The 20,326-nt window shown below is 67.3% G+C and carries 15 protein-coding genes; 9 read left to right on the top strand and 6 right to left on the bottom strand.

Annotated elements, in window-relative coordinates; all coding sequences use genetic code 11:
- The coding region (locus ACI3K3_RS02550) for an energy transducer TonB (RefSeq protein WP_404911801.1) at positions 1-296 on the top strand (296 nt) is incomplete at its 5' end.
- Positions 297-431: 135 nt separating this feature from the next.
- Here the strand turns inward: ACI3K3_RS02550 and ACI3K3_RS02555 are convergent.
- From ACI3K3_RS02555 to ACI3K3_RS02580, 6 genes are all read right to left on the bottom strand, one after another.
- Positions 432-1,829 (bottom strand): aldehyde dehydrogenase, encoded by a 1,398-nt coding sequence (locus ACI3K3_RS02555; RefSeq protein ID WP_404911803.1) that lies wholly within the window; start codon positions 1,827-1,829, stop codon positions 432-434.
- Between the two features lie 40 nt (positions 1,830-1,869).
- A complete protein-coding gene (locus tag ACI3K3_RS02560) occupies positions 1,870-3,396 on the bottom strand; it encodes a tannase/feruloyl esterase family alpha/beta hydrolase (RefSeq protein ID WP_404911805.1) in 1,527 nt (508 codons plus the stop codon).
- Between the two features lies 1 nt (position 3,397).
- Positions 3,398-5,125, bottom strand: a complete 1,728-nt coding sequence (locus ACI3K3_RS02565) for a CocE/NonD family hydrolase (RefSeq protein WP_404911807.1) — start codon at positions 5,123-5,125, stop codon at positions 3,398-3,400.
- A 55-nt stretch (positions 5,126-5,180) separates the two neighbouring features.
- Positions 5,181-6,716 (bottom strand): alpha/beta hydrolase domain-containing protein, encoded by a 1,536-nt coding sequence (locus ACI3K3_RS02570; protein WP_404911809.1) that lies wholly within the window; start codon positions 6,714-6,716, stop codon positions 5,181-5,183.
- Positions 6,716-9,436, bottom strand: coding sequence for a TonB-dependent receptor domain-containing protein (locus tag ACI3K3_RS02575; protein WP_404911811.1), 2,721 nt, complete (start codon positions 9,434-9,436; stop codon positions 6,716-6,718). Before ACI3K3_RS02575 ends, ACI3K3_RS02570 begins: the two co-directional genes overlap by 1 nt.
- Before the next feature lie 232 nt (positions 9,437-9,668).
- A complete protein-coding gene (locus tag ACI3K3_RS02580) occupies positions 9,669-10,163 on the bottom strand; it encodes a MarR family transcriptional regulator (RefSeq protein ID WP_313442598.1) in 495 nt (164 codons plus the stop codon).
- Between the two features lie 133 nt (positions 10,164-10,296).
- Here ACI3K3_RS02580 and ACI3K3_RS02585 point away from each other — a divergent pair, with 133 nt between their 5' ends.
- Genes ACI3K3_RS02585 through ACI3K3_RS02620 form a run of 8 tightly spaced genes read left to right on the top strand, consistent with a single transcriptional unit; the run spans position 10,297 to position 20,316 of the window.
- A complete protein-coding gene (locus ACI3K3_RS02585; RefSeq protein WP_404911813.1) occupies positions 10,297-10,800 on the top strand; it encodes a TRAP transporter small permease in 504 nt (167 codons plus the stop codon).
- Positions 10,797-12,101, top strand: a complete 1,305-nt coding sequence (locus tag ACI3K3_RS02590; RefSeq protein WP_404911815.1) for a TRAP transporter large permease — start codon at positions 10,797-10,799, stop codon at positions 12,099-12,101. The genes ACI3K3_RS02585 and ACI3K3_RS02590 overlap by 4 nt, the downstream gene beginning before the upstream one ends.
- 4 nt (positions 12,102-12,105) lie before the next feature.
- Positions 12,106-13,152, top strand: coding sequence for a TRAP transporter substrate-binding protein DctP (gene dctP, locus ACI3K3_RS02595; protein WP_404911817.1), 1,047 nt, complete (start codon positions 12,106-12,108; stop codon positions 13,150-13,152).
- Positions 13,149-14,387 carry a CaiB/BaiF CoA transferase family protein gene (locus ACI3K3_RS02600; RefSeq protein ID WP_404911818.1) on the top strand — a complete coding sequence of 413 codons (1,239 nt, stop codon included), beginning with the start codon at positions 13,149-13,151 and terminating at the stop codon, positions 14,385-14,387. The genes dctP and ACI3K3_RS02600 overlap by 4 nt, the downstream gene beginning before the upstream one ends.
- A 1-nt stretch (position 14,388) precedes the next feature.
- On the top strand, positions 14,389-16,845 hold the full coding sequence (locus ACI3K3_RS02605) for a 2-hydroxyacyl-CoA dehydratase (RefSeq protein ID WP_404911820.1): 2,457 nt from the start codon (positions 14,389-14,391) through the stop codon (positions 16,843-16,845).
- Positions 16,842-18,023, top strand: a complete 1,182-nt coding sequence (locus ACI3K3_RS02610; RefSeq protein WP_404911822.1) for a CaiB/BaiF CoA transferase family protein — start codon at positions 16,842-16,844, stop codon at positions 18,021-18,023. Before ACI3K3_RS02605 ends, ACI3K3_RS02610 begins: the two co-directional genes overlap by 4 nt.
- The gene (locus tag ACI3K3_RS02615) at positions 18,020-19,204 is read left to right on the top strand and encodes a CaiB/BaiF CoA transferase family protein (protein WP_404911824.1); all 1,185 of its coding nucleotides are present in this window, start codon (positions 18,020-18,022) and stop codon (positions 19,202-19,204) included. The genes ACI3K3_RS02610 and ACI3K3_RS02615 overlap by 4 nt, the downstream gene beginning before the upstream one ends.
- Positions 19,201-20,316, top strand: a complete 1,116-nt coding sequence (locus tag ACI3K3_RS02620) for a CapA family protein (RefSeq protein ID WP_404911826.1) — start codon at positions 19,201-19,203, stop codon at positions 20,314-20,316. The genes ACI3K3_RS02615 and ACI3K3_RS02620 overlap by 4 nt, the downstream gene beginning before the upstream one ends.
- Positions 20,317-20,326 lie beyond the last annotated feature (10 nt).

A 20,326-nucleotide genomic window follows, 5' to 3' on the forward strand; every position in this document is an offset into this window, starting at 1 on the left:
CATCCAGCAATGCCGATGCCACCTGGGAGGCGCTGCTATTGGCGCATTTGGAGAAATACCGACGCTATCCGGCGGCAGCGAGAGCCCGCCGCGAGGAAGGCGTCTCTTTCGTCACTTTCCGCATGAACCGTGCCGGAAAGGTGTTGTCCGCATCGCTCGGGCGTTCGTCGGGGTCGATATTCCTGGACCGGGCCGCAATGGAAACGATCAGGCGCGCCCAACCGCTTCCCGCCATTCCAGCGGGCAAGCCCGACGAAATGGAACTGTCCGTCCCGGTCGAGTTCTTCCTGCAATGACGGCGATCGGCCTTGTCATATGTCGTCCCGGACTTGATCCGGGACCGCTGGCCTTGCCCCGCCTTGCTCGCGGCGTGGCGCCTCAAGAATTGCCAGCGGTCCCGGATCAAGTCCGGGACGACGGCATTCCTTCCGTCAGATCGGGAAATGACCCGGTTGCGTTTCGACGGTGATCCACCGGGTTTCGGTGAAGCTGTCGATGCCCTGCCTGCCGCCGAAGCGGCCATAACCCGACGCGCCCACGCCGCCGAACGGCATCTGCGCCTCGTCGTGCACGGTGGGGCCGTTCACATGGCAGATGCCCGACCGGATCTGCCGCGCCACGCCCAGCCCGCGCGCCGTATCGCGCGTGAAGACGGCGGCGGAGAGGCCGTATTCGCTGTCGTTGGCGATCTCCACGGCATGTGCCTCGTCGCGCGCGCGGATCAGGGCTACGACGGGGCCGAAGCTCTCGTCGCGATAGAGCTTCATGTCGGATGTCACGCCGGCCACGACGGTGGCGGGCATCAGCACGCTCTCGCCCTTGCCGCCGGCAAGCAGTTGCCCGCCCTTGGCCACGGCATCCTCGATCAACGCATTGACATGGTCCACGGTCTTGCGGTCGACGACCGCGCCCAGCGGGGTCTTGCCCTCGCGCGGGTCGCCGGTCGCCATGGAGCCGACCTTGGCGGCGAACTTGTCGGCAAAGGTATCGGCCACCGCTTCCACCACGATGACCCGCTCGGTGGACATGCAGATCTGACCCTGGTTCATGAACGCGCCGAAGGCAGCCGCTTTCACGGCCTCGTCCAGGTCGGCGTCCTCCAGCACCACGAAGGGCGCCTTGCCGCCCAGTTCGAGCAGGCAGGGCTTGAGCAGGCCCGCCGCGCGGGTGGCGATTATCCTGCCCACCGCCGTGGATCCGGTGAAGTTGATGCGCTTCACTTGCGGTGCGTCGATCAACGCGCCGACCACTTCGGCGGCATCGGCCGGTGCGTTGGTGACCACGTTGACGACGCCTTCGGGGAAGCCGGCCTCGGCGAAAGCCTCGATGATGAGAGCATGGGTGCGCGGGCACTGCTCGCTGGCCTTGAGGATCACGGCATTGCCGCAAGCCAGCGGCACGGCGATCGCACGCACGCCCAGGATGATCGGCGCATTCCACGGCGCAATGCCCAGGATCACGCCCACCGGCTCACGGATCGCCATCGAGAGGCAGCCCGGCTTGTCCGAGGGGATGACCTCACCGGCGATCTGGGTGGTCAGCGAAGCCGCCTCGCGCACGATGCCTGCCGCCAGTGTGAGGTTGAACATCGCCCAGCCGGCCGTGGCGCCGATCTCGCCCATCATGGCATCGACGAATTCATCCTTGCGCGCCTCCAGGGCATCCGCCGCCCGCAGCAGCACGGCGCGGCGGGCGTTCGGTCCCTGCGCGGCCCAGGCCGGTTGCGCGGCACCGGCCAGAGCGGCGATGGCGGGCATCTGCCCCGCCGTCATGGCATCGGCGCTGGAAGCGACATCGCCGGTCAGCGGATTGATGCGCTCGAACTTCATGACGTGGATCTCCCAAATGGTTTAGCTATTTTCTATAGCATTATTTTTGAAGTGGCAAGCGGCACTGGAAGCTGGACGCTCGTTTCGGGTCGCTACGGCCGACATAGTAGGCCGCCTGGGGATAGGGACATAGCGGCCGCTGCGCCACGATCGCCCCGTTCTCGCGCTTGACCGAAAGGATCGCGCCCGGAGCCTTTCCGCCGTCCAGCCAGCGCTCCAGCGCGGAGAGCATGTCATGCTCCGGCGCGCGGTCCAGCCCTTCGCCGCCGGTGGCACCGAACAGGTCGGGGCCGCTGCCACCGACGCAGTGGTCCATGCCGGGCACCATGTAGAGCCGCAGGAAGTCCGATGCGTGGCCGCCCATCCGCGCCTGGACCGCGTCGAAATAGGCCGTGGTCGATTGCGCCAGCACCAGTGGATCGGCCCAGCCCTGATACATCAGCAACTTACCGCCACGCGCGCGGAAGGCGGAAAGATCGGAATCGTCCGCATGGAGGTTCATGACCCGGTCGATCGCGGGAAGATCGTCCGCGATGCGGAAGTTCCGGGCATCCCAGTCGGGATCGCGGTGCACCCCGTCTCCGAACAAGGAGACGGCCAGATAGGGCGGCCCCGGCGTGAACGGTTCCGGCAGCGGCGTCGCGCTGACGGGCACGCCGGGGAGGATGCCGGAATCGATCCGCTTGCCGTTCTCGTCATGAAGGGGGCCGTAGACCCTCCGGGCCAGGGAAACCTGTTCCTGGCCGAGGCATCGTCCCGAACCGGCGCTCGCCACGCCCTGCCGGCAAAGCAGTTCGCCCACGTCGAAGCGGCAGGCGGCGGGGTTGGCGACGAGCCCGTCCCGCACGCCGTCATCGCCATCGCACCTGGAAACGCCGCTGCGGGCGACCAGCGTCCAGTCTGCGGCAGACATCAGCCCGGCATGGCGGCGATGCTGGATCATCTCCCACATGCGCCGGGCGCTCATCTCGGGCGTGTTGACGCCCGGGGCCCCCGCGAGGATGCCGTCATAATCCCCCGGATAGCGCTGGGCCTCCGTCATCGCCTGACGGCCGCCGCCGGAGCAACCGGAGAAGATCGCCCGGTGCACCGGCTTGCCGTAGAAACCGGCGATCACCGCCTTGGCCTTCATCGCCAGCAGGTGATTGGCCCGCTCGGCATAGTTTATGGCACGCTGCGGATCGCCCAGCAGCCAGTGCCGGTCGCTCGCCTTGTGGCCGGTATCGGTGCTGGCGGAAGCGTAGCCACGCGACACGCCGCGTGCGAGTTCGCGATAGTTGAGGCTGCCCGCCTGCCCGCCGACGCCGCCGGTCAGAAGATGCCCGTTCCATACGCCCCGGAGCGGCAGCCACAGCTCGAAGCCGATCTCCTTCTCGATCACGCCTTCGATGCGGCAGAAGCCTGCTTCGACTTTCGGCGCGCGGGCGTCCGGAGAGGCGAAGCCGCTGCCTGCCGCTACGGACGTGGCCGTGACGATCCGCACATCGGGCACGGCGATCCGCGCCACATGGTCGCAGGCACCGCCAGCCCCCAGCGTCGCGGCGGCGAGCAGTGCCAGCAGCGCCATGTCAGCGTCCCGGGATCACGGGCAACGCGACGGAAGAGAGACGCGCCTTGTCGAAATAGACCGTGATGCGCGGCGGCGCGGCGATGTCGCGCGCGCGCTCGCGGTGGTCGGATCCGGTGACGGTGATCTGCATCCGGTGGCCCTTCCGGAACACCCAGGAAGTAGGCATCATGTCGAAGTGCAGGCGCACCGCCTCTCCCGCTTTCAGCGGCTGTGCGTCTTCCTTGTAAGCGCGGTGCCACGGTACCCCGGCGGGCATTGCCCAGGGAGCCTGCGTCTCCTTGCGCAGCAAAGCTTTCAGCCGCCCTTCCGTCACCACCTGCACCGTCCCGTCAGGCGCCACGTCCTCCAGATAGGCGAAGACATTGGCGTCGGGCTGGTCGGCCGAAATCCACAGGTCGGCGATGGCGTTGCCGGTCACTTCGGTGTCGGCGGGCAGGACCGCGCCGGTCATGCTGGCGCCGTTGCCCGCGACATGGCAGGGCTGCACTTGCGATCCGGAACCGGCGTCGGCGCACTTCACCGCGTAATCGGCGGTAAACGTCACCGGCTTGCCGTGGCCTACGGCGGCGTTGAGCTTCGCCCCGTCGAGAAACAGGGTGCGCATCCGCGTCTGCTTGAGCGGCCAGTCCACGGTAGACCGCCACTCGGTGCCGGGAGCCGCGTTGACGGTGAAGTAATGGATCGGCGCATCCTTCTCCACCCCGGTGTCGATGCCCTTGAGATAACGGTCGTAAAACCGGTGCATTTCCTCAAGCAGCGCGAAGTCGTCGCTGTTGCAGTGCTTCCACGGCCCGATGATCACTCGCGATCCCGGTATGTTGGCATGGGCTATGAAGGCCTGGTCGCGCAATTCGTCGTTCCAGCCGCCCTGGATGTAGAGCGGAACCCCGCCGAGGCGGATCTGGTCGGCATAGCTGGACGCACTGCCCTCCGCCCAGAAGCGGCTGGCGACCAGCGACGACCAGCTGTCGCGATAGGGAAGCTGCTTCCACATCTCGAACAGCGGCGTGGAAAGCTGGTGTTCCTCGGCCGCCTCGCGCAGGACGGCCTTGTTCTCGTCCCCGTCCACCGGCGAGACTTTCATGTCATCCTCGATCGTGCGCGTCGGCCCGGTGCCCCATTGCGCGAAAATCCCGCCGCGCCGGAAGGCATCGAACTTGTTCCAGGAAAAGCAGCCCGCGAACACCGCTTTCAGCGCCGGAGGACGCATCGTCATCACATGCATCGCCGCATCGCCGGTGTTGGAGCAGCCATAGACGCCCACCTTGCCGTCCGACCACGGCTGGGACGCCAGCCACTGCGTCATGTCGAAGGCATCCTGCGCCTCGTTGCGATCGTGGTAGCCACGCCGGACGCCGGTGGACTGCCCGTTGCCGCGCCGCGCCACCTGCACCACGACATAGCCATGGCGCGTCAGTTCCTGAACCCGCCGAAAGTCGCTTATCCTCCCGCCCGCGCCATCGGCGGTCTGCTGCGAGATCGACAGGGTGTGGTGCCAGATCACCGGGAACCGGCCCTCCACCGGCTTGCCGCCCTGTGCGGGACGGTCGACGCGGATCGCCAGTTTCACCCCGTCGCGCATCTCGACGTAGCGGGAAGATGAGACCATCCCGTCGTAAACGGCGGCGGGCTGGTAATGGCCGAAGCTGCCTTGCGCGGTTTGCGCATGGGCCGTCCCGCAAAGCAGCGACGCGGCGAACAGAGCGGCGGAAAGCGACTTCATCATGTCAGGGAAACCCTCAAGCGTTGTGAGCGCGTGATCGAAACGAAAAGCCCTGCGATCACTTCGCCGCGAACTGAGCCTCGGCATCGCGCCGGGCCTTTGCTTTCAGCATCGCCGCGTCTTCCGACAGCAGCCAGCGCTGCGCGACCATGGCGTCGACTTGCGCATCGTAGCGTTTCGCAAAGGCGTGAACGGTGCCGTAGCGCCCCTTGAGCGTGGCGGCGTCCAGGTTGGTGCGCACGAAGATCGGGCGCCCTTTCGCTGGGGTGCAGGCAGGAAGATCGGTGCCCTTGTACGGGCCATAGGACGCCAGCGGCACCTTGAATTCGGCGACCGGCAGGCCGCCCACGGGGTTGCCCGTGGCATCGCGGCGGATGTTGCCTCCCTCCCATGCCAGAGGCTGTGCATGGGGCGGGGCCACGCCCTTTTCGGTCCACTGCCGCAGGTTCTCCACCGCCGCGCGGGCAAGCGCCCCATGCGGCACATCGCTGATCGGCAAGGAACAAGTGTTGAGCGCCTCTTCGCCCTTCGCTCCGCCCACGGGATAGCCTTTCGCCGCGAGCTGGACGAAGTTCGGCCGCTTTTCGCGCGGCGGATTCCCGTCGATCATGCTGGCGCCGTGAACCACCGCGCCAAGCTGGTAGAGGCGATGGGCGCCCACTTCGGCATCGCTGTCGGGCAGTTGCGGTCCGGGCCCGGTGCCGACTTCGAATTCGGTCATGAACTCGATCACCGGCACGTCGATCGGCTTCAGGCTGCGGCGCGGATCGTCGTTGCGGGTGACGGCTTCCTCGCTGTTGAGCGGAATGTAGCCGCCGCCGTTCCAGCGCGAGGAAATGCCGATCAGATAGCCGTCGAACACCGGCTTGCCATTGGGCAGGCGCGCGCGGTCATGGAAGCCCTCGTTGATGAAAGTGCGCTGCACGCTGCCGGTGAAGGACCAGCCGCCCACCAGCATGCGCCGCACGTCCAGGCCCCGCAGCGGGTTCTCCGCGCGATCGCTGCGCAGGAGAGCGCCGATGTCCGCCATGAGCTGATAGCGGATGCCGTCCTCCTTCGGCCACTGGATGGCGCCATAGCGTTGCGGCTCGAACCACTGGAGCACCTGGCTCTGCGCGGTGGGCACCGGCCCTTTCGCGGAAATCGCGCGCGAAGGCGCGTCGTCTCCAAGCCCCACGGCCACATAGACGTCGCCATGCGCCATCATGTAGCCGGACATCGCAACCCAGTGCGAGGTTCCCCCCTGCGAGGGATGGATCGGCTCGAAGTGCACGACACCGCTGAACTTCGCCGCGTCCTTCGGCCGCCGCACGACGATGCGGGTGCCATAGGATACGTCCTTGGCCAGCACCGCCAGCGCGCCCGAGGGGTCTCGTTTGAAGGCATCGGCGGTGCCGTGGAGGAAGTATTCCTGCTCCACGTAGCCTTGCGCGGCGAGGTCCACCACCGGCAGCGCTCCGGGCACCCAGGCGGTGTTGTAGACCTGGCTATCGGCCGTGACCGGGATCGGCCCGTCCACCTTGTCCACCCCCGCCAGCGCGGCGACCGGAGCGGTCAGCGCCCCCAGGGCGACGATGCAAGCGAGGGCTCGCATCAGAACGTCTTGCTCAGCGAAACGGAGATCATGCGGCCGACCGCATTGGTGGTCTGCGGATCGAAGCCGCCGCCGCCGCCGTTGGATGTCGGCGCCAGATCCACGAAGGGCGGGTCGCGATCGAACAGGTTCTGCACGTCCAGTCCGATCCGGACACCCTCGGTTCCCGGAATGCCGGTACCCTCCAGGTCGTAGGCCAGGCGCAGGTCCACGGTGGTGTAGGACTTGATGCGCTCGACGGGGGTGACATAAGTGTTGTTGTAGCCGTTCTGCCAGGCCACCACGATGCTGCCGTCGAACCCGCCCTTCGACCAGCCGGCGATGCCGCGCGCGCGCCACTTCAGCGGATAGTCGATGTTGTTGGCCTGGTCGATCACCGGGCTGTCGGGCGTGATGCCCACCTTGTAGGTGAAGAAGTGGGTACCCCGCAGCGAGAAGCGGAAATCGCCCGCATTGTCGGTCCGGATCGGCACGGCCAGGCCGAAGTCCAGACCGCGCGTGATGGTGGTGCCGAGGTTGCTGGGGCGGCCGTCCACGAATACGTTCGCGGCCAGGGCGTTCGCCGGCGTGCCGCCGTTCACCGTCAGGCCCGATGCGACCAGTTCGGCGATACGGGCCTGGGCAGCGGGGCCACGGGTGATGATCGAGCTATAGAGATCCTCCTGCCGCAGCACGTTCAGGTTGGACAGGTAGCCGTTGATCTGGCCCTTATAGACGATGTCGAAGTAGTTCAGGCTAAGCTGCGCGCCCGGCAGGAACGCGGGCGAATACTCGCCGCCGAACGACCAGGTGCGCGCGGTTTCCGGCTTGAGGTCAAGATTGCCGCCGGATAGCGCCACCCCCTGCACCGTCGTTCCCACGGTGGGATCGTAGTAGTTCTGGATATAGAGCTGCGATCCGCCCGCGCTGACGAGCTGCGTCAGCAGCGGCGCGCGGAACGATTCCCCGTAGCTGCCGTGTAGCTTCAGGTCTGCCACCGGTTCCCAGTTGATGCCGATCTTCGGGTTCTTGGTGGTGCCCACGTCGCTATACTTGTCGATACGACCGGCCACGTCGAGTTGCAGGCTGTGGAAGCCGGGAATGGCGTTGCCTGGACCGAAGATCGGCACCAGCACTTCGGCGTAGGCCGACTTGACGTTGCGCGACAGGCTGATGTCCGTGCCGGTCTGCGCTTCCCGGCGCCCGCGCAGCTGCCCGGTCCGCAGGTTCAGCTTGTAGTATTCCAGGCCGACCGCCAGCTTCACATCACCGCCGGGCAGCGTGAACAGGGTGCCGTCCAGCTTGGCTTCGGCCGCCTTCATGCGGCTTATGCCTTGCGTGGTGCTGACGTTGTTCATGATCGCCGCAACCACGCCGGGATCGTTTGCCGAAGTGCCGAAGGGGTTGAAGGCAGTCGCCGGGTTGCTGCTGGCCAGGGCTGCGGCGAGCGAGGCTGAATCGGTCTGGCTACCTTGTGAAAACACCCGGTCCTTGTTCCAGCCATAGCTGCCGTAGACGTCGAGCTGCCAGTCGCCGAACAGGTCGGCGGTGATGCCGGCCGTTCCCTGGATGGTCTTGGAGGTGATGTCCGACGTCGAGTAGGGGCCGTAGTCGTTGACGAAGGAATACTGCACCGTCTCGACGGCCGGATTGGTGCCCGCAGGTGCCACGAAAAAGGCATTGCTGCGCGGGACATTGAGGTTCTGGGCAGCCACCTGCCCCCGGCGCAAGGCATCGCGGCGGGAAGCATAGACATCCGCGTAGAAGCGGATGCCGTCGGTGATGTCCTGGTCGAGGTTGATCGTGCCCGCGTTGATCTCTTGCTGCGGCACGAGGTCGATCGCCTTGAGGTTGTCGCACTTGTTGACGGTGCCGGCCACCAGATTGCCCGGCGTCGCACCGCCCGCCGGGATCGCGTAGCTGCGCCCGCCGGTGACGATGTTGCCGGGCGCGCACTGCGTCACGCGATAGTCCGCGCCTCCCCGCGATGTCAGGTCGGCGCCATAGAAGTCGCGATCCTGGCCGCTCAGGTTGCTGCGGTAGGTGTGCTGGAACGAGGCGGTGACCTGGCCGGTCGACCACTTGTGCCCGGCGATCATCCCGATCTGGCTTTCGAGGTAGTTGTCGGCAACGCCATGCTGCACCTCGATCTGGGCGCCTTCGTAATTGCGCCGCAGGATCAGGTTGGCGACGCCGGCCACCGCGTCCGAGCCGTAGACCGCCGAGGCACCGTCCGCGATGACCTCCACGCGTTCCAGTGCCAGGGTGGGGATCGTCGAAGGATCGATGGTGGCGCCGGTCGTACCTTGCGGCACCGCGCGGCGACCGTTGATGAGCGTCAGCGTGGCGTAGGGGCCGATGCCGCGCAAGTTGATCGAGTTGCCGTAGACCACGTTGCCCGCACCGCCCGCGCCGCTGCGGCTGGTATCGGAAACGCCGTAGTTGGTGATCTGGGGAGTTTCCTGAAGCACCTTAATGGTGGTGGTCGCCGCCGACTGTTCGATTTCCGCGCGGCCCACGGCGACGAGCGGCGAGCCGACCGGCGCGGCACCGCGAATGCTGGTGCCGGTGACGATGATCTCCTGGACCGTCGGGGAGCTGCCGTCATCGACCTGCTCCTGCGGCGCGGCGGCCTGCCCCGCTTCGGAGGCGGCCTCCTGGGCCCAGGCAGGCGATGCTGCCAGCGCGAAAGCGGCCATGGCAAGACGGGAAACGGGGTGACGCAAGGCAAGGCGCGACATCTATTGACCTCCCAACCCGGTCGTACCGGGCATTTATCGTTTCGGCGATGGCGCCGGCGCGAAGGGAGCAACAGCAGGGAGTGCCCGACAAAGGGACACGACACGACCTCTCCAATCGTCGCAGCGGCGTTTCTCGCCGTCCGCAGGCGCTCTGGCGCCATCGACAACGCAATGATGCGACTCAATCGTGGAGATTGTCAACTATCTTTTGGGACGACGGTATTGTTTTTTATTATAGCGAAATTCCGGGCTCGTCGTAGGCCAGGTACATCCTGTCCAGCAACTCGCGGAGAAGCGCCAGTTCCGCCTTGGTCAGCTGATGCAGGACGGCATCTTCCGTTTCCGCCAGGATGCCGAACAGCTCGTCCAGATAGGCCTTGCCCGCTTCCGTCACGAACAGGGCGTGGCGGCGCCGGTCTGTGGGCGAACGCTCCCGCACCGCAAGCTCGCGCTTCTCCAGCTCGTCGACGATCTGGACGGTGATCGATTTGTCGAGACCCACGGCCTTGGACAGTTCGTTCTGGGAAATGCCGGGATTAGCCGCCACGATCGAAAGCGAGGAGAACAGGCCCGAGCGCATGTTTCGGTCCGCCGTGGCCGCCGCGAAGTCACGGGAGAGCTGGTTCTGGATGCGTCGCAGCCGGAACCCGATGAATTCGTCCAGCCTGCCGAGCTTGATGCCCGTTTCCGCCGTTTCCGCCTGTTCCCGCTTACTGCCGCCGCGCACCAACGTTCCGTCCCTGTTTCAATTTCGTTTAGTGTAGTTGACAGATAGTTGAATTTATCTACCATCACACCCATCACGTTATTAGACGGTTGAACCGCAAGGCTGTCAATAAGGCCGCCTTCAGGAGAGGAAGATGCAGAACGACCTGGATGCAGGCGACGAATCGCCCCCGCCTCCCGAGAAGCAAAGCGGCGCAACGCGCATTGCCTATCTCGTGGGCGGCACCGGCCTGTTCGTAGCCATGGCCACGGACGCCATCGCGGTACTCGGCCGCCACACTGGATTTACCCTGCTGGGCTCTATCGAAGTGGTTCAGACCTGCATCGTCCTCATCGCCTCATCGGCCATGATCTTCGCGACGCTGACGGGATCGCACGCCGCCGTCCACATCCTGACGGAACGGCTCAGCCCGCCTGCCGTCCAGCGCCTGGCCCGTATCGCCGCCGCGCTGTCGGCGGTCCTGTTCCTGATCCTGGCGACGGGATGCCTCTGGCTGGTGGCGGACATGTGGAACGGCCACGAAAGGACCGAATTGCTGCATATTCCCATCAAGCCGCTGCGCCTGCTCCAGATCCTCGCCCTGGCCTTCGTCGCGCTTCTTTTCCTGCGCAACGCACTTCGCAGGAGCGGACGATGACCCCTGAACTGATCGGACTTCTCGGAATCGCTGCACTGCTGGCGCTGCTGGCCGCCGGCGTTCCCATCGGCGTCGGTCTCGCGGGCGTCGGGCTGCTCGGGCTCGCCGTGCTGATCTCGCCCGAAGCGGCGGTGATCAAGGGCGGCGTCGTCGCCTTCGAGACGGTGATGAAATACGAACTGGGCGTGCTGCCGCTGTTCCTGCTGATGGCGCACTTGTGCTTCGCGGCAGGCGCCAGCCGGGACTTCTTCGACGTTGCCGCACGCTTCGTAGGCCATCGCAAGGGCGGCCTGGCGCTGGCCTCGATCGCCGGATGCGCAGGCTTCGGCGCGATCAGCGGCTCCAGCCTCGCCACCGTCGCCACCGTGGGCGCGGCAGCCCTGCCGGAGATGCGCCGCGCCAACTACCAGCCCGGCTTCGCGGCCGGCGCTCTGGCGGCCGGCGGGACGCTCGGCTCGCTCGTGCCGCCTTCCGGTGCATTGATCGTCTTCGGCATCATCGCCGAACAGTCGATCGGCAAGCTTTTCGCCGCCTCGATCATTCCGGGACTGACCCAGGCCCTGTTCTACATGATCGCCATCATTATCCTGTGCCATCTCAATCCCCTGCTCGGGCCCAAGTCCGAGCGCGTGGGTTGGCGCGACCGTCTGCTCGGCATCGGCCGCATCGTGGACGTGATCGCCCTCGTCGTGTTCGTCATCGGCGGGCTGATGATCGGCTGGTTCACGCCCACCGAGGCCGCATCCGTCGGCGTGGTTGCGGCGCTTGGCCTCTGCGCGCTGCGCGGCGCCTTCAACCGGGAGGCCATCGGCGGCGCCGTGGCGTCCACCCTGCGCACCTCGGGGATGATCTACGTCGTCATCATCGGCGCCATCCTCTTCGCCACGTTCATCAGCACGACCGGCATCGCCGACGTCATGTCCGCCTGGGTGCGCGACATGCACGCCAGCCCGGTCCTGGCGATCATCGCCATGGCCCTGCTACTGCTCCTGCTCGGCTCATTCCTGGACGGCCTGGCACTGATGCTGCTGACCACGCCGATCTTCCTGCCGATCGCGCAGGAGCTGGGCTACAGCGCCATCTGGTTCGGCATCTTCCTGACCCGCACGATGGAGATCGGCTTCGTCCATCCGCCGCTCGGGCTGAACGTCTACGTCATCCAGGGCATCGCCAAGGACATCCCGCTTTCCGCGATCTTCAGGGGCATCATCCCGTTCCTGCTCGCGGACTTCCTCCACCTCGCCCTGATCATCGCGGTGCCCGCGCTGACCCTGTGGCTGCCCAGCGTGACGGGAGGCTGATCCGATGCGCCTGAAGTTCCTGCTAGCAGCGGCTGTCCTTGCCCTCTCGGGCTGTGGCCCAGCGCCCACCGTGGCCGAACACACACTGACTTACGCCAGCCCCTATCCGCCGAGCCATCCCTTCAGCCGCGCCGACCAGGAGTGGATGGCCGGGGTGGAGAAAGCCAGCAAGGGCCGCCTCGCGTTCAGGCCCTATTGGTCCGGTGCGCTGCTTTCCAACGACATGAGCATGGAGGAGATCCGCCACGGCGTGGCCGATATCGGCCTTATTACGCCGATCTACGCCAAGGGCGGTGCGCACTTGCTACGGGTCCAGTCCGGGTTCTACGGCGGCGTGCGCGACATCGGCGAACAGATTGCCGTCTACGACTGTCTGGCCAGCCGGTTCCCCGGCTTCGGCAAGGAACTGGAGGGGCTCCACGTCCTGGCGGTGCAAGGCGGCAACTTCCCCGGCGTGCTGACCCGAACCCGCCCGATCCGCCACCTCGAAGACTTCCGCGGCCTGCGGCTGCGCGCCCAGAGCGATGCCGTGGACGTGCTGAAGGAACTCGGCGCCGATCCCGTCAACATGCCGATGAGCGAGGTCTACTCCGCCTTGGCCAAGGGCGTGATCGACGGCGTGGTCGCCCCCGCCGACACCATCAAGAGCCTGCACTTCTCGGAAGTAGCCAAGCACTTCACCGCGATCCGCTTCAGCCGCGGCGCCTATCCCGCGCGCGCCATATCGGAAAAGGCCTGGCGCCGCCTGACGCCCGACCTCCAGCGCCTGCTGATCGCATCGCGAAAGGACTGGGAAGTCGCGCTGAACCGCGAACTCCTCAAGGCCGAGGCGGACGGCATCGCGTTCGGCAAGACCGACGGCGTGGACTTCGCTCCGCTTCCCGCCGCCGAGCAGGCCCGCTTCGACCGCCTCTACAATGCCGATGCCTTCGGCCAGGCCCAGCGCCTCTCGCAGGTCGGCATCGACGGCGTGCCCGTGTTCCGGGCCGCCCAGCAACTCATCACCACCGGCACCGCCCACCAGTGCGCGCCGACGGAGGACCGCCCATGACCACTACCGAACGTCCGCTCGAGGGCCTGCGCGTCATCGACCTCACCCGCGCCCTGGCCGGCCCTTATGCCACGCTCCTGCTGGCGGGCCTGGGCGCCGAAGTCATCAAGATCGAGGACCCGCGCGGCGGCGACCTCGCCCGCGAGAACAGCCCTTACGTCGGGCGCGACGGCATCGGCGTGGAACGCCGTCACGAGGACGACGTCTCCGTGTCCCACCTCACCCGTGCACGCGGCAAGTACGGCGTGGCGCTCGATTTCAAGAAGCCCGGCGCGCAGGACGTGTTCCGCGACCTGGTGCGTTCCGCCGACATCGTCGTCGAGAACTTCACCGCAGGTACCGCCGATCGCCTGGGCATCGGCTACGAAGTCGCCCGCGCCGAGAACCCCGGCGTGATCTACTGCTCGCTCAGCGGATTCGGCGCCACGGCGGCGGACGGCAAGGCGATGGACATCATCATCCAGGCGCTTTCGGGTGCGATGTTTGCCAGCGGCGGACATAACGAGCCGCCCGTGCGCATCGGCATCCCCATCGCCGACATGCTGGCGCCGGTCTTTTCGGTGATCGGCATCCTCTCCGCGCTGGAGCAGCGCCACCGCACCGGCATCGGCCAGCATATCGACGTATCCATGCTGGGCGCGCTCACCAGCTTCGTGGCGATCGAGAACTGGTCCGCCATGGCGGCGGCAGGCATGCAGGCGCGCACCGGCCTCACCGTCCAGCGCCTTTCGCCGTTCGGCGTGTTCGAATGCGCAGACGGCTACGTGGCCGTCGTCGCGGTTCACGAGAAGCTGGCGCAGGGGCTGTTCCGCGCCATGGGCGAGTCTGAGCTTTCGCAGGACCCCCGCTTCACCAACCGGGATTCGCGCGTCGCCAACGCGGCCGTGCTGGAAGCGCGGATCAATGCCTGGTCGCGAACCTTGCCGACCGCCGAAGTCGTCGCCCTGCTCGAAGCGGAAGGCGTACCCGTCGCGCCGGTGCGCCATCCCGAAGACGCTCTCGTCGATCCCCGCGTGGTCGCGCGCGCCGAGACGATGGAAGTCCATCACCCCAACTACGACACCCATATCGACTTGCGCACCGCCGGCATTCCGATCGTCTTTTCCGGAGCCCGCACCGGCTTCGACGATGTGCTGCCGGTGCGCGTCGGCGAACATGCGGAAACGATCCTGGGCGGGCACCTGGGCTATTCGGCCGAGAAGATCGCCCAGCTTCGCTCCGCCGGAGTGATCTGAGATGTCGGCCCGCACCGCTCTCGACGCGATCGCCGCCGCCTATGCCGACCCCGAGGGCGTGGCGGACCGGCTGCGCGGCGAAGGCCACCGCGTGCTCCGCGTGATCGGCAGCGACGCGCCCTTCCCGCTGCTGCGCGCGGCCGGCTTCGCGCCGGTCCGCATGGCGCCGCGCGCGGCGGTGCAAACGCCCCGCGCCGATGCCTTGCTGGGACCCTCGACCGGCCGGCAGCGCGCGCATCTCCTCGTGGAATTGCTGCTCGATCCGGCGATGACGGACCCGGTGCTGTTCACCCGCGCCGACGCCGAGCAGGCGCAAGTCTTCTCGGCCTTGCGCGAACATGCGCGTCTCCAGCGGCTGGCGCCCGACGAAGCACGCTCGGGTGAACAGGCATGCGGCAAGGCAACGCTGCTGGACCTCCTGCACATCGACCGCCCTTCCAGTCGCCGCTACAACGACGCCCGGCTGGCTCAAGTGAAGGGATGGCTGGAGGACGCCGGCGGCCAGCGTTTCTCCGACGCGGACCTTGCCCGCGAGGCCGATGCGGCCGACGAAATCAACGCCCTGCTGCGCGAACTGGACGCGCTGCGACCACGCCTTTCAGGCACGCGGATGCTGCAGGCCCTGGGCGCCGCCGCGATCCTTCCGCCGGAGGAACTGGCGCCACTGCTGCGCGCCGTGATCGAAGATGCGGCTTCGCTGCCCGAAGCGACCGGCAGGCCGGTGCTCGTGGTTGGCTCCCCGCACGAGACCGACCGGCATTATGCCGCGATCGAAGCCGAGGGTTTGCGGATCGTAGGCGAGGTCCACGATTGGGGCATTGCTCGCGCCTTGTCTCCCACTCCCCGATCGATGGCGGAATGGGCCGATCCCGCACATGCCGTGCCCGCAGCGGCGGCAGACGGCTCCGCGCTGGCTCAGGAAGCATCGAAGGCCGTGGCGCAGCGTGGAGCGGAGCTAGTTGTGCACCTTACGCTCGATGAAGACGAGGCCGCGCCCTGGACGCTCGCCCCGCTCCATCGCGCGCTGGCGGACATAGACATAAACGCTTTCAAGAGCCCCCTGCACGATACCCAGACCCTGACGAGCGCCCTGCGCGGCGAAGATGCGCCCCGCCCGCCGCGTTCCGTCCCGGACGCAAGCAAGGCGGACGGCGCACCCCGCGCCCGCAGCCGCAAGGTCTTGCAGGCTTCGGCCTCGTCCGGCGACTACCAGCGCGAATGGTTCGCCTCCGTGCAGCGGCAGGTCAGCGACGGGGCGCCCTTCGCGATGGTCAATGCCAATGCCCCGCAGGAGATCCTGCGCGCGCTCGACGTGCCCTTCGTGGTCAACCAGTGGTGGGCGTCGATCGTCGCCGCCAAGCAGCAGAGCGGGCGCTATCGCGGGCTGCTGCGGGAGCGGCACTATCCCGTCGATGCCGAAGCCTATAGCGCGCAGGGCCTTGCCGCCGCGCTCGATCATGATCCGGAGCAGGCCCCCTGGGGCGGATTGCCGCGCCCGGATTTCGTGCATGCCATCGCGTCGAGCGACGCCACGCCGGGCATCTTCGAGGCCTGGGCTCATGAGAGCGGCGCCGCGCCCTATCTCTACGAGCGCACCGTGGATCCGCGCTGGGAGATCGAAACCCGCTGGTGGGACGCGCTTCCCGAGCGCTGGGACCAGGTGCTGGAACCCGAGCGGCTGGACCTGCTCGTCACCGAGCTGCGCGAAGTCATTGCCACAATCGAAGCGGCGACCGGCCGCACGTTCGATGAGAGCCGTTTCATCGAGGTCATGAACCTCGTCAACGAACAGGAAGACTATTACCGCAAGACCCGCGACCTGATTGCCCGCACCGTTCCGGCGCCGATCGGACTGGTGGACTCGATGCCGGCGACGATGGTTCCGCAGTGGCATCGCGGCACCGAATGGGCGCGCGATGCCGCCAGATCGCTCTATGAAGAAGTCGCCGCGCGCGCCGAGGCCGGGCTGGGTGTGGTCGAGAACGAAAGGGTCCGCCTCATGTGGGTCGGGCGCGGGCTCTGGAGCAACACCGCCTTCTACCAGAAGTGGGAGGACAGCCACGGAGCCGTCTTCGTCTGGTCGATGTATCTGGCGCTGGCGGCGGACGGCTATATCCGCAGGTTCGACGCCGAGGGCAAGGAGGGCCGCGAGCCCTTGCGCGCGCTCGCCGCCCGGTTCCTGACGATGGGCGACGAATTGCGCATGCCCAGCTGGGCGGCGCCCTGGCACGTCCATGAGGCGCAGACCCACCGCGTGGACGGTGCCGTGGCGCTGAGCGACGCCGACCCCTTTGTGCTGCGCGCGCTCAGCGCCGCCGGTATTCCGGTGCTGGAACTGGGCGTGGACAACTACGCACTCGATCGGGCCGATGGCGCGGAACTGGAAGCGCGTATCGCCGCCTTCATCGAAGGGCCTTGCGCGCGCATGGCCCAGGCCCGCCGGGAGTGTGCGGCATGACGGCCCTCGACGGTCTCACGGTGCTCGACTTCTCGCGCTTCCTGCCGGGCACCTATTTCGGCTGGCTGGCGGGCGACATGGGCGCCGACGTGATCCGCATCGAGCATCCCCGCGAACTGGCCAAGGCCCGGGCGATGTTCGGCTCCGCCTCCGACGAGAGCGCCGAAGTGCTGCGCCGCGCGCGGCCGACTTATACCCGCAACAAGCGCTCGCTGCTGCTCAATCCCGGCCACCCCCAGGCCGCGCCGGTCATGCACGCACTGGTGGCGCGCGCAGACGTGCTGCTGGAAGACTACCGCCCCGGCGTGATGGCGGCGATGGGCCTCGGCTACGAAGCCCTGGCGGCGATCAACCCGCGCCTGATCTATTGCTCGGTCTCCTTCGCCGGACAGACCGGGCCGCTGGCGGGCCGGGCCGGACACGATCCCGCCGCCCTCGCCGTGGCCGGAGCGCTCTCCCGCCTCAACGGCACGCCCGAGCCGACCCTGCCGGGCGCGCAAGTGGCGGACGTGCTGGCCGGTGCCCATGCATCGATCGCCGTGCTCGCCGCGCTCCAGGCGCGCCATGCCAGCGGCCGGGGGCAGCACGTGGACGTCGCCATGACCGATGCCGCCATGCCGCTGCTGATGGTCGCGCTGGGCCGGGCCGAAGAACCGGACCGGATTGGCTTTCCAGACGGCGCCTGGCATCCCAAAGGCGGAGTTTGGCGCTGCGCGGATGGCGAATGGCTTTGCACCACCGACATGGAACCGCGTTACTGGGCCCGCTTCTGCGAGGTTGTCGGACGGCCGGACTATGCCGCGCGCCAGTTCGACACCGCCGCACATCCCGCCATGCGCGACGATCTGGCCACTCTGTTCGCCGCGCAGCCGCGCGCCTATTGGCTCGGCCTGTTCGAAGCCGCCGATACCCAGGCCATGCCCGTCCTCACGCCCGGCGAGGCGCTGCGCCACCCCCATGCCGAAGCACGCGACATGCATGTGCGCCTGCCGACGAGTGCGGGTACGGTGGAGCAGATCGGGACGCCCTTCCGCCTTTCCGATAACCCGCCGGTGCCGCCGCGCCCCGCCCCCCTGCCCGGCGCCGACAATGCGGCAATTCTGACCGAACTCGGTTTCGACGTCGCCGTGCTGGACGCGGCGGGGGTGTTTTCCAGCCAGCAGGGAGGCGACCGATGAACGCACTCGACGGGATCCGGGTCGTCGATCTTACCCATGCCATTTCCGGCCCCACCTGCACCAATGCCCTCGTCCAGATGGGCGCGGACGTGGTGAAGGTGGAGCCGCCTCATGTGGGCGACGGCTTCCGCCACTATACCGAACATGCCGGGGAACCCCTGCTGAGCGTACCCTTCGCCTCGATCAACGCGGGCAAGCGCTCGATCGCACTGGACCTCAAGACCGAAGGCGCGCGCAATGCCTTCTGGAAGCTGATCGAGCAGGCCGACTTTCTGGTGGAGAACTACCGCCCCGGCGTCCTTTCCCGGCTGGGTTTCCCGATCGAGGACCTGCGCCGTCGCAATCCCCGCCTTATCGTCATCTCGATCACCGGCTTTGGCCAGAGCGGTCCGCTGGCGCAATGGGGCGCCTACGATCACATCGCCCAGGCCATCTCCGGTATCGCCGCCCTGGGCGCGGTGGAAGGGGAGCCCCGCAAGATCGGCCTGCCGATCATCGACAGCTTCACCGGCTATATCGCGGTGATCGCCGCCCTGGCGGCGCTGCGCCGCCGCGATGCATCCGGCGAGGGCGAGCACGTCGACGTCGCCATGCTCGACGCCGCACTAAAACTCGCCAACCAGACCGTCTCGGTCCACAGCTATACCGGCCGCACGCCGGGCGGCACCGGCAACAAGGGTTTCCGCATGGTGCCGACGTCCGAATTCTATCCGACCGGCGAAGGCTGGATCGCGCTCGGCGCCAACAACCAGGCGCAAGTGGAAGCTATGCTGCGGGTGCTGGGCGAGGAGGCCATGCTGGCCGACCCGCGCATGGCCGACCACGCCGCGCGGGTGGCGAACTACGACTTCGTGAGGGGCTGGCTGGAAGAGACGCTTTCCCGCTGGAGCGCGGAAGACTTGGAGACGCGCCTAACCGCCGCGAAAGTACCCGCCGCGATGATCCGGGAGGTAGGCCAGATCGTCGAGCACCCACATATGGCGCAGCGCGGCTCCATCCAGGCGGTCGACCTTCCCGGCCATGACCGCCCTCTCGCGACGATGGGCCCCGGCTTCCCGGTCGACACCGCCGAACGCCACCGCGTTCCTGTGCTCGGCATCGATGGTGAGGCGATCCTGTCCGAACTCGGTTATGACTCCCGGCAGATCGAGGATTTGCGCAACGAAGGCGCCTTTGCATGAGCGACCCGATCGACATCCTGTTCCTGGGCGACATCATCCTCGACGTGCCCGATCCCGATCACTGGCTCTCCGGCATTGCCGAGGTGACCCGCGCCGCCGATCTGGTCGTCGGTCACCTCGAAGTACCCCACACCCTGCGCGGCGAGGAACTGGAAGGCGACGTGCCCGCCCCCGGCGCCGAGCCCGCGCATCTTGCCGCCCTCGCGCGCGCCAACATCGGCATGGTGTCGATGGCCGGAAACCACATCGCGGATTGCGGCGCGATCGGCATCGCCGACACCAACGCCGAACTCGACCGGCTTGGCATCGCCCATGCCGGGGCCGACGCCGACCTTTCGCTCGCCCGCAGGCCCGCCGTGGTCGAGCGAGCAGGCAAACGGATCGCGCTGCTCAGCTACAATTGCGTGGGCCCGGAAATCAGCTGGGCCACCGACAGTTGCGCCGGCAGCGCCTATGTCCAGGTGGCAGCGGCCGATGGCGGACCTTCACGCCCCCAGGCCGATCTGATCGCCGCCGACCCCGCCTCGGTGGCGCGGATGCAGGCGGACATCGCGGCAGCAAGGCGCGATGCCGATGTGCTGGTGGTCGCGCTGCACAAGGGCATCACGCACCGCCCGGCCGAACTGGCGCCTTACGAACGCCCCCTTGCCCATGCCGCGATCGAGGCCGGCGCGGACGTCGTGGTCGGCCATCACGCCCATATCGCGCGCGGAATCGAGTTTCATAAGGGGCGCCCGATCTTCCACGGACTCGGCAACGGCTGCGTCGTCACCCATGCCCTGACGCCCGCGCAGGACCATCCCGCGCGCGCCGAATGGGCTGAGCGGCGCAAGACGATGTTCGGATTCGAGCCCGACCCCGCCTACCCCCTCGCGCCGTTCCATCCGGAGGCTGTGAACGGACTGATCGGGCGATACCGCGTTCATGCCGATGGAAGCGTGGAGAGCGGCTTCCTGCCCATCTGGTTCGCTCCGCCCGGCCGCCCGATCGTTCCGGAACCGGCGCAGGCTGCCGTTATCGGTGACTACATAGACCGCATCGGCGTGATCGCCGGCCTGCCCGTGCTCTCGCGTGAAAGATGCGGCCCCTGGTTCCGGATCGAGTCGAACTGACGTTTCTTTT

This window comes from Novosphingobium sp. ZW T3_23 (assembly GCF_044987305.1).
GTDB lineage: Bacteria > Pseudomonadota > Alphaproteobacteria > Sphingomonadales > Sphingomonadaceae > Novosphingobium.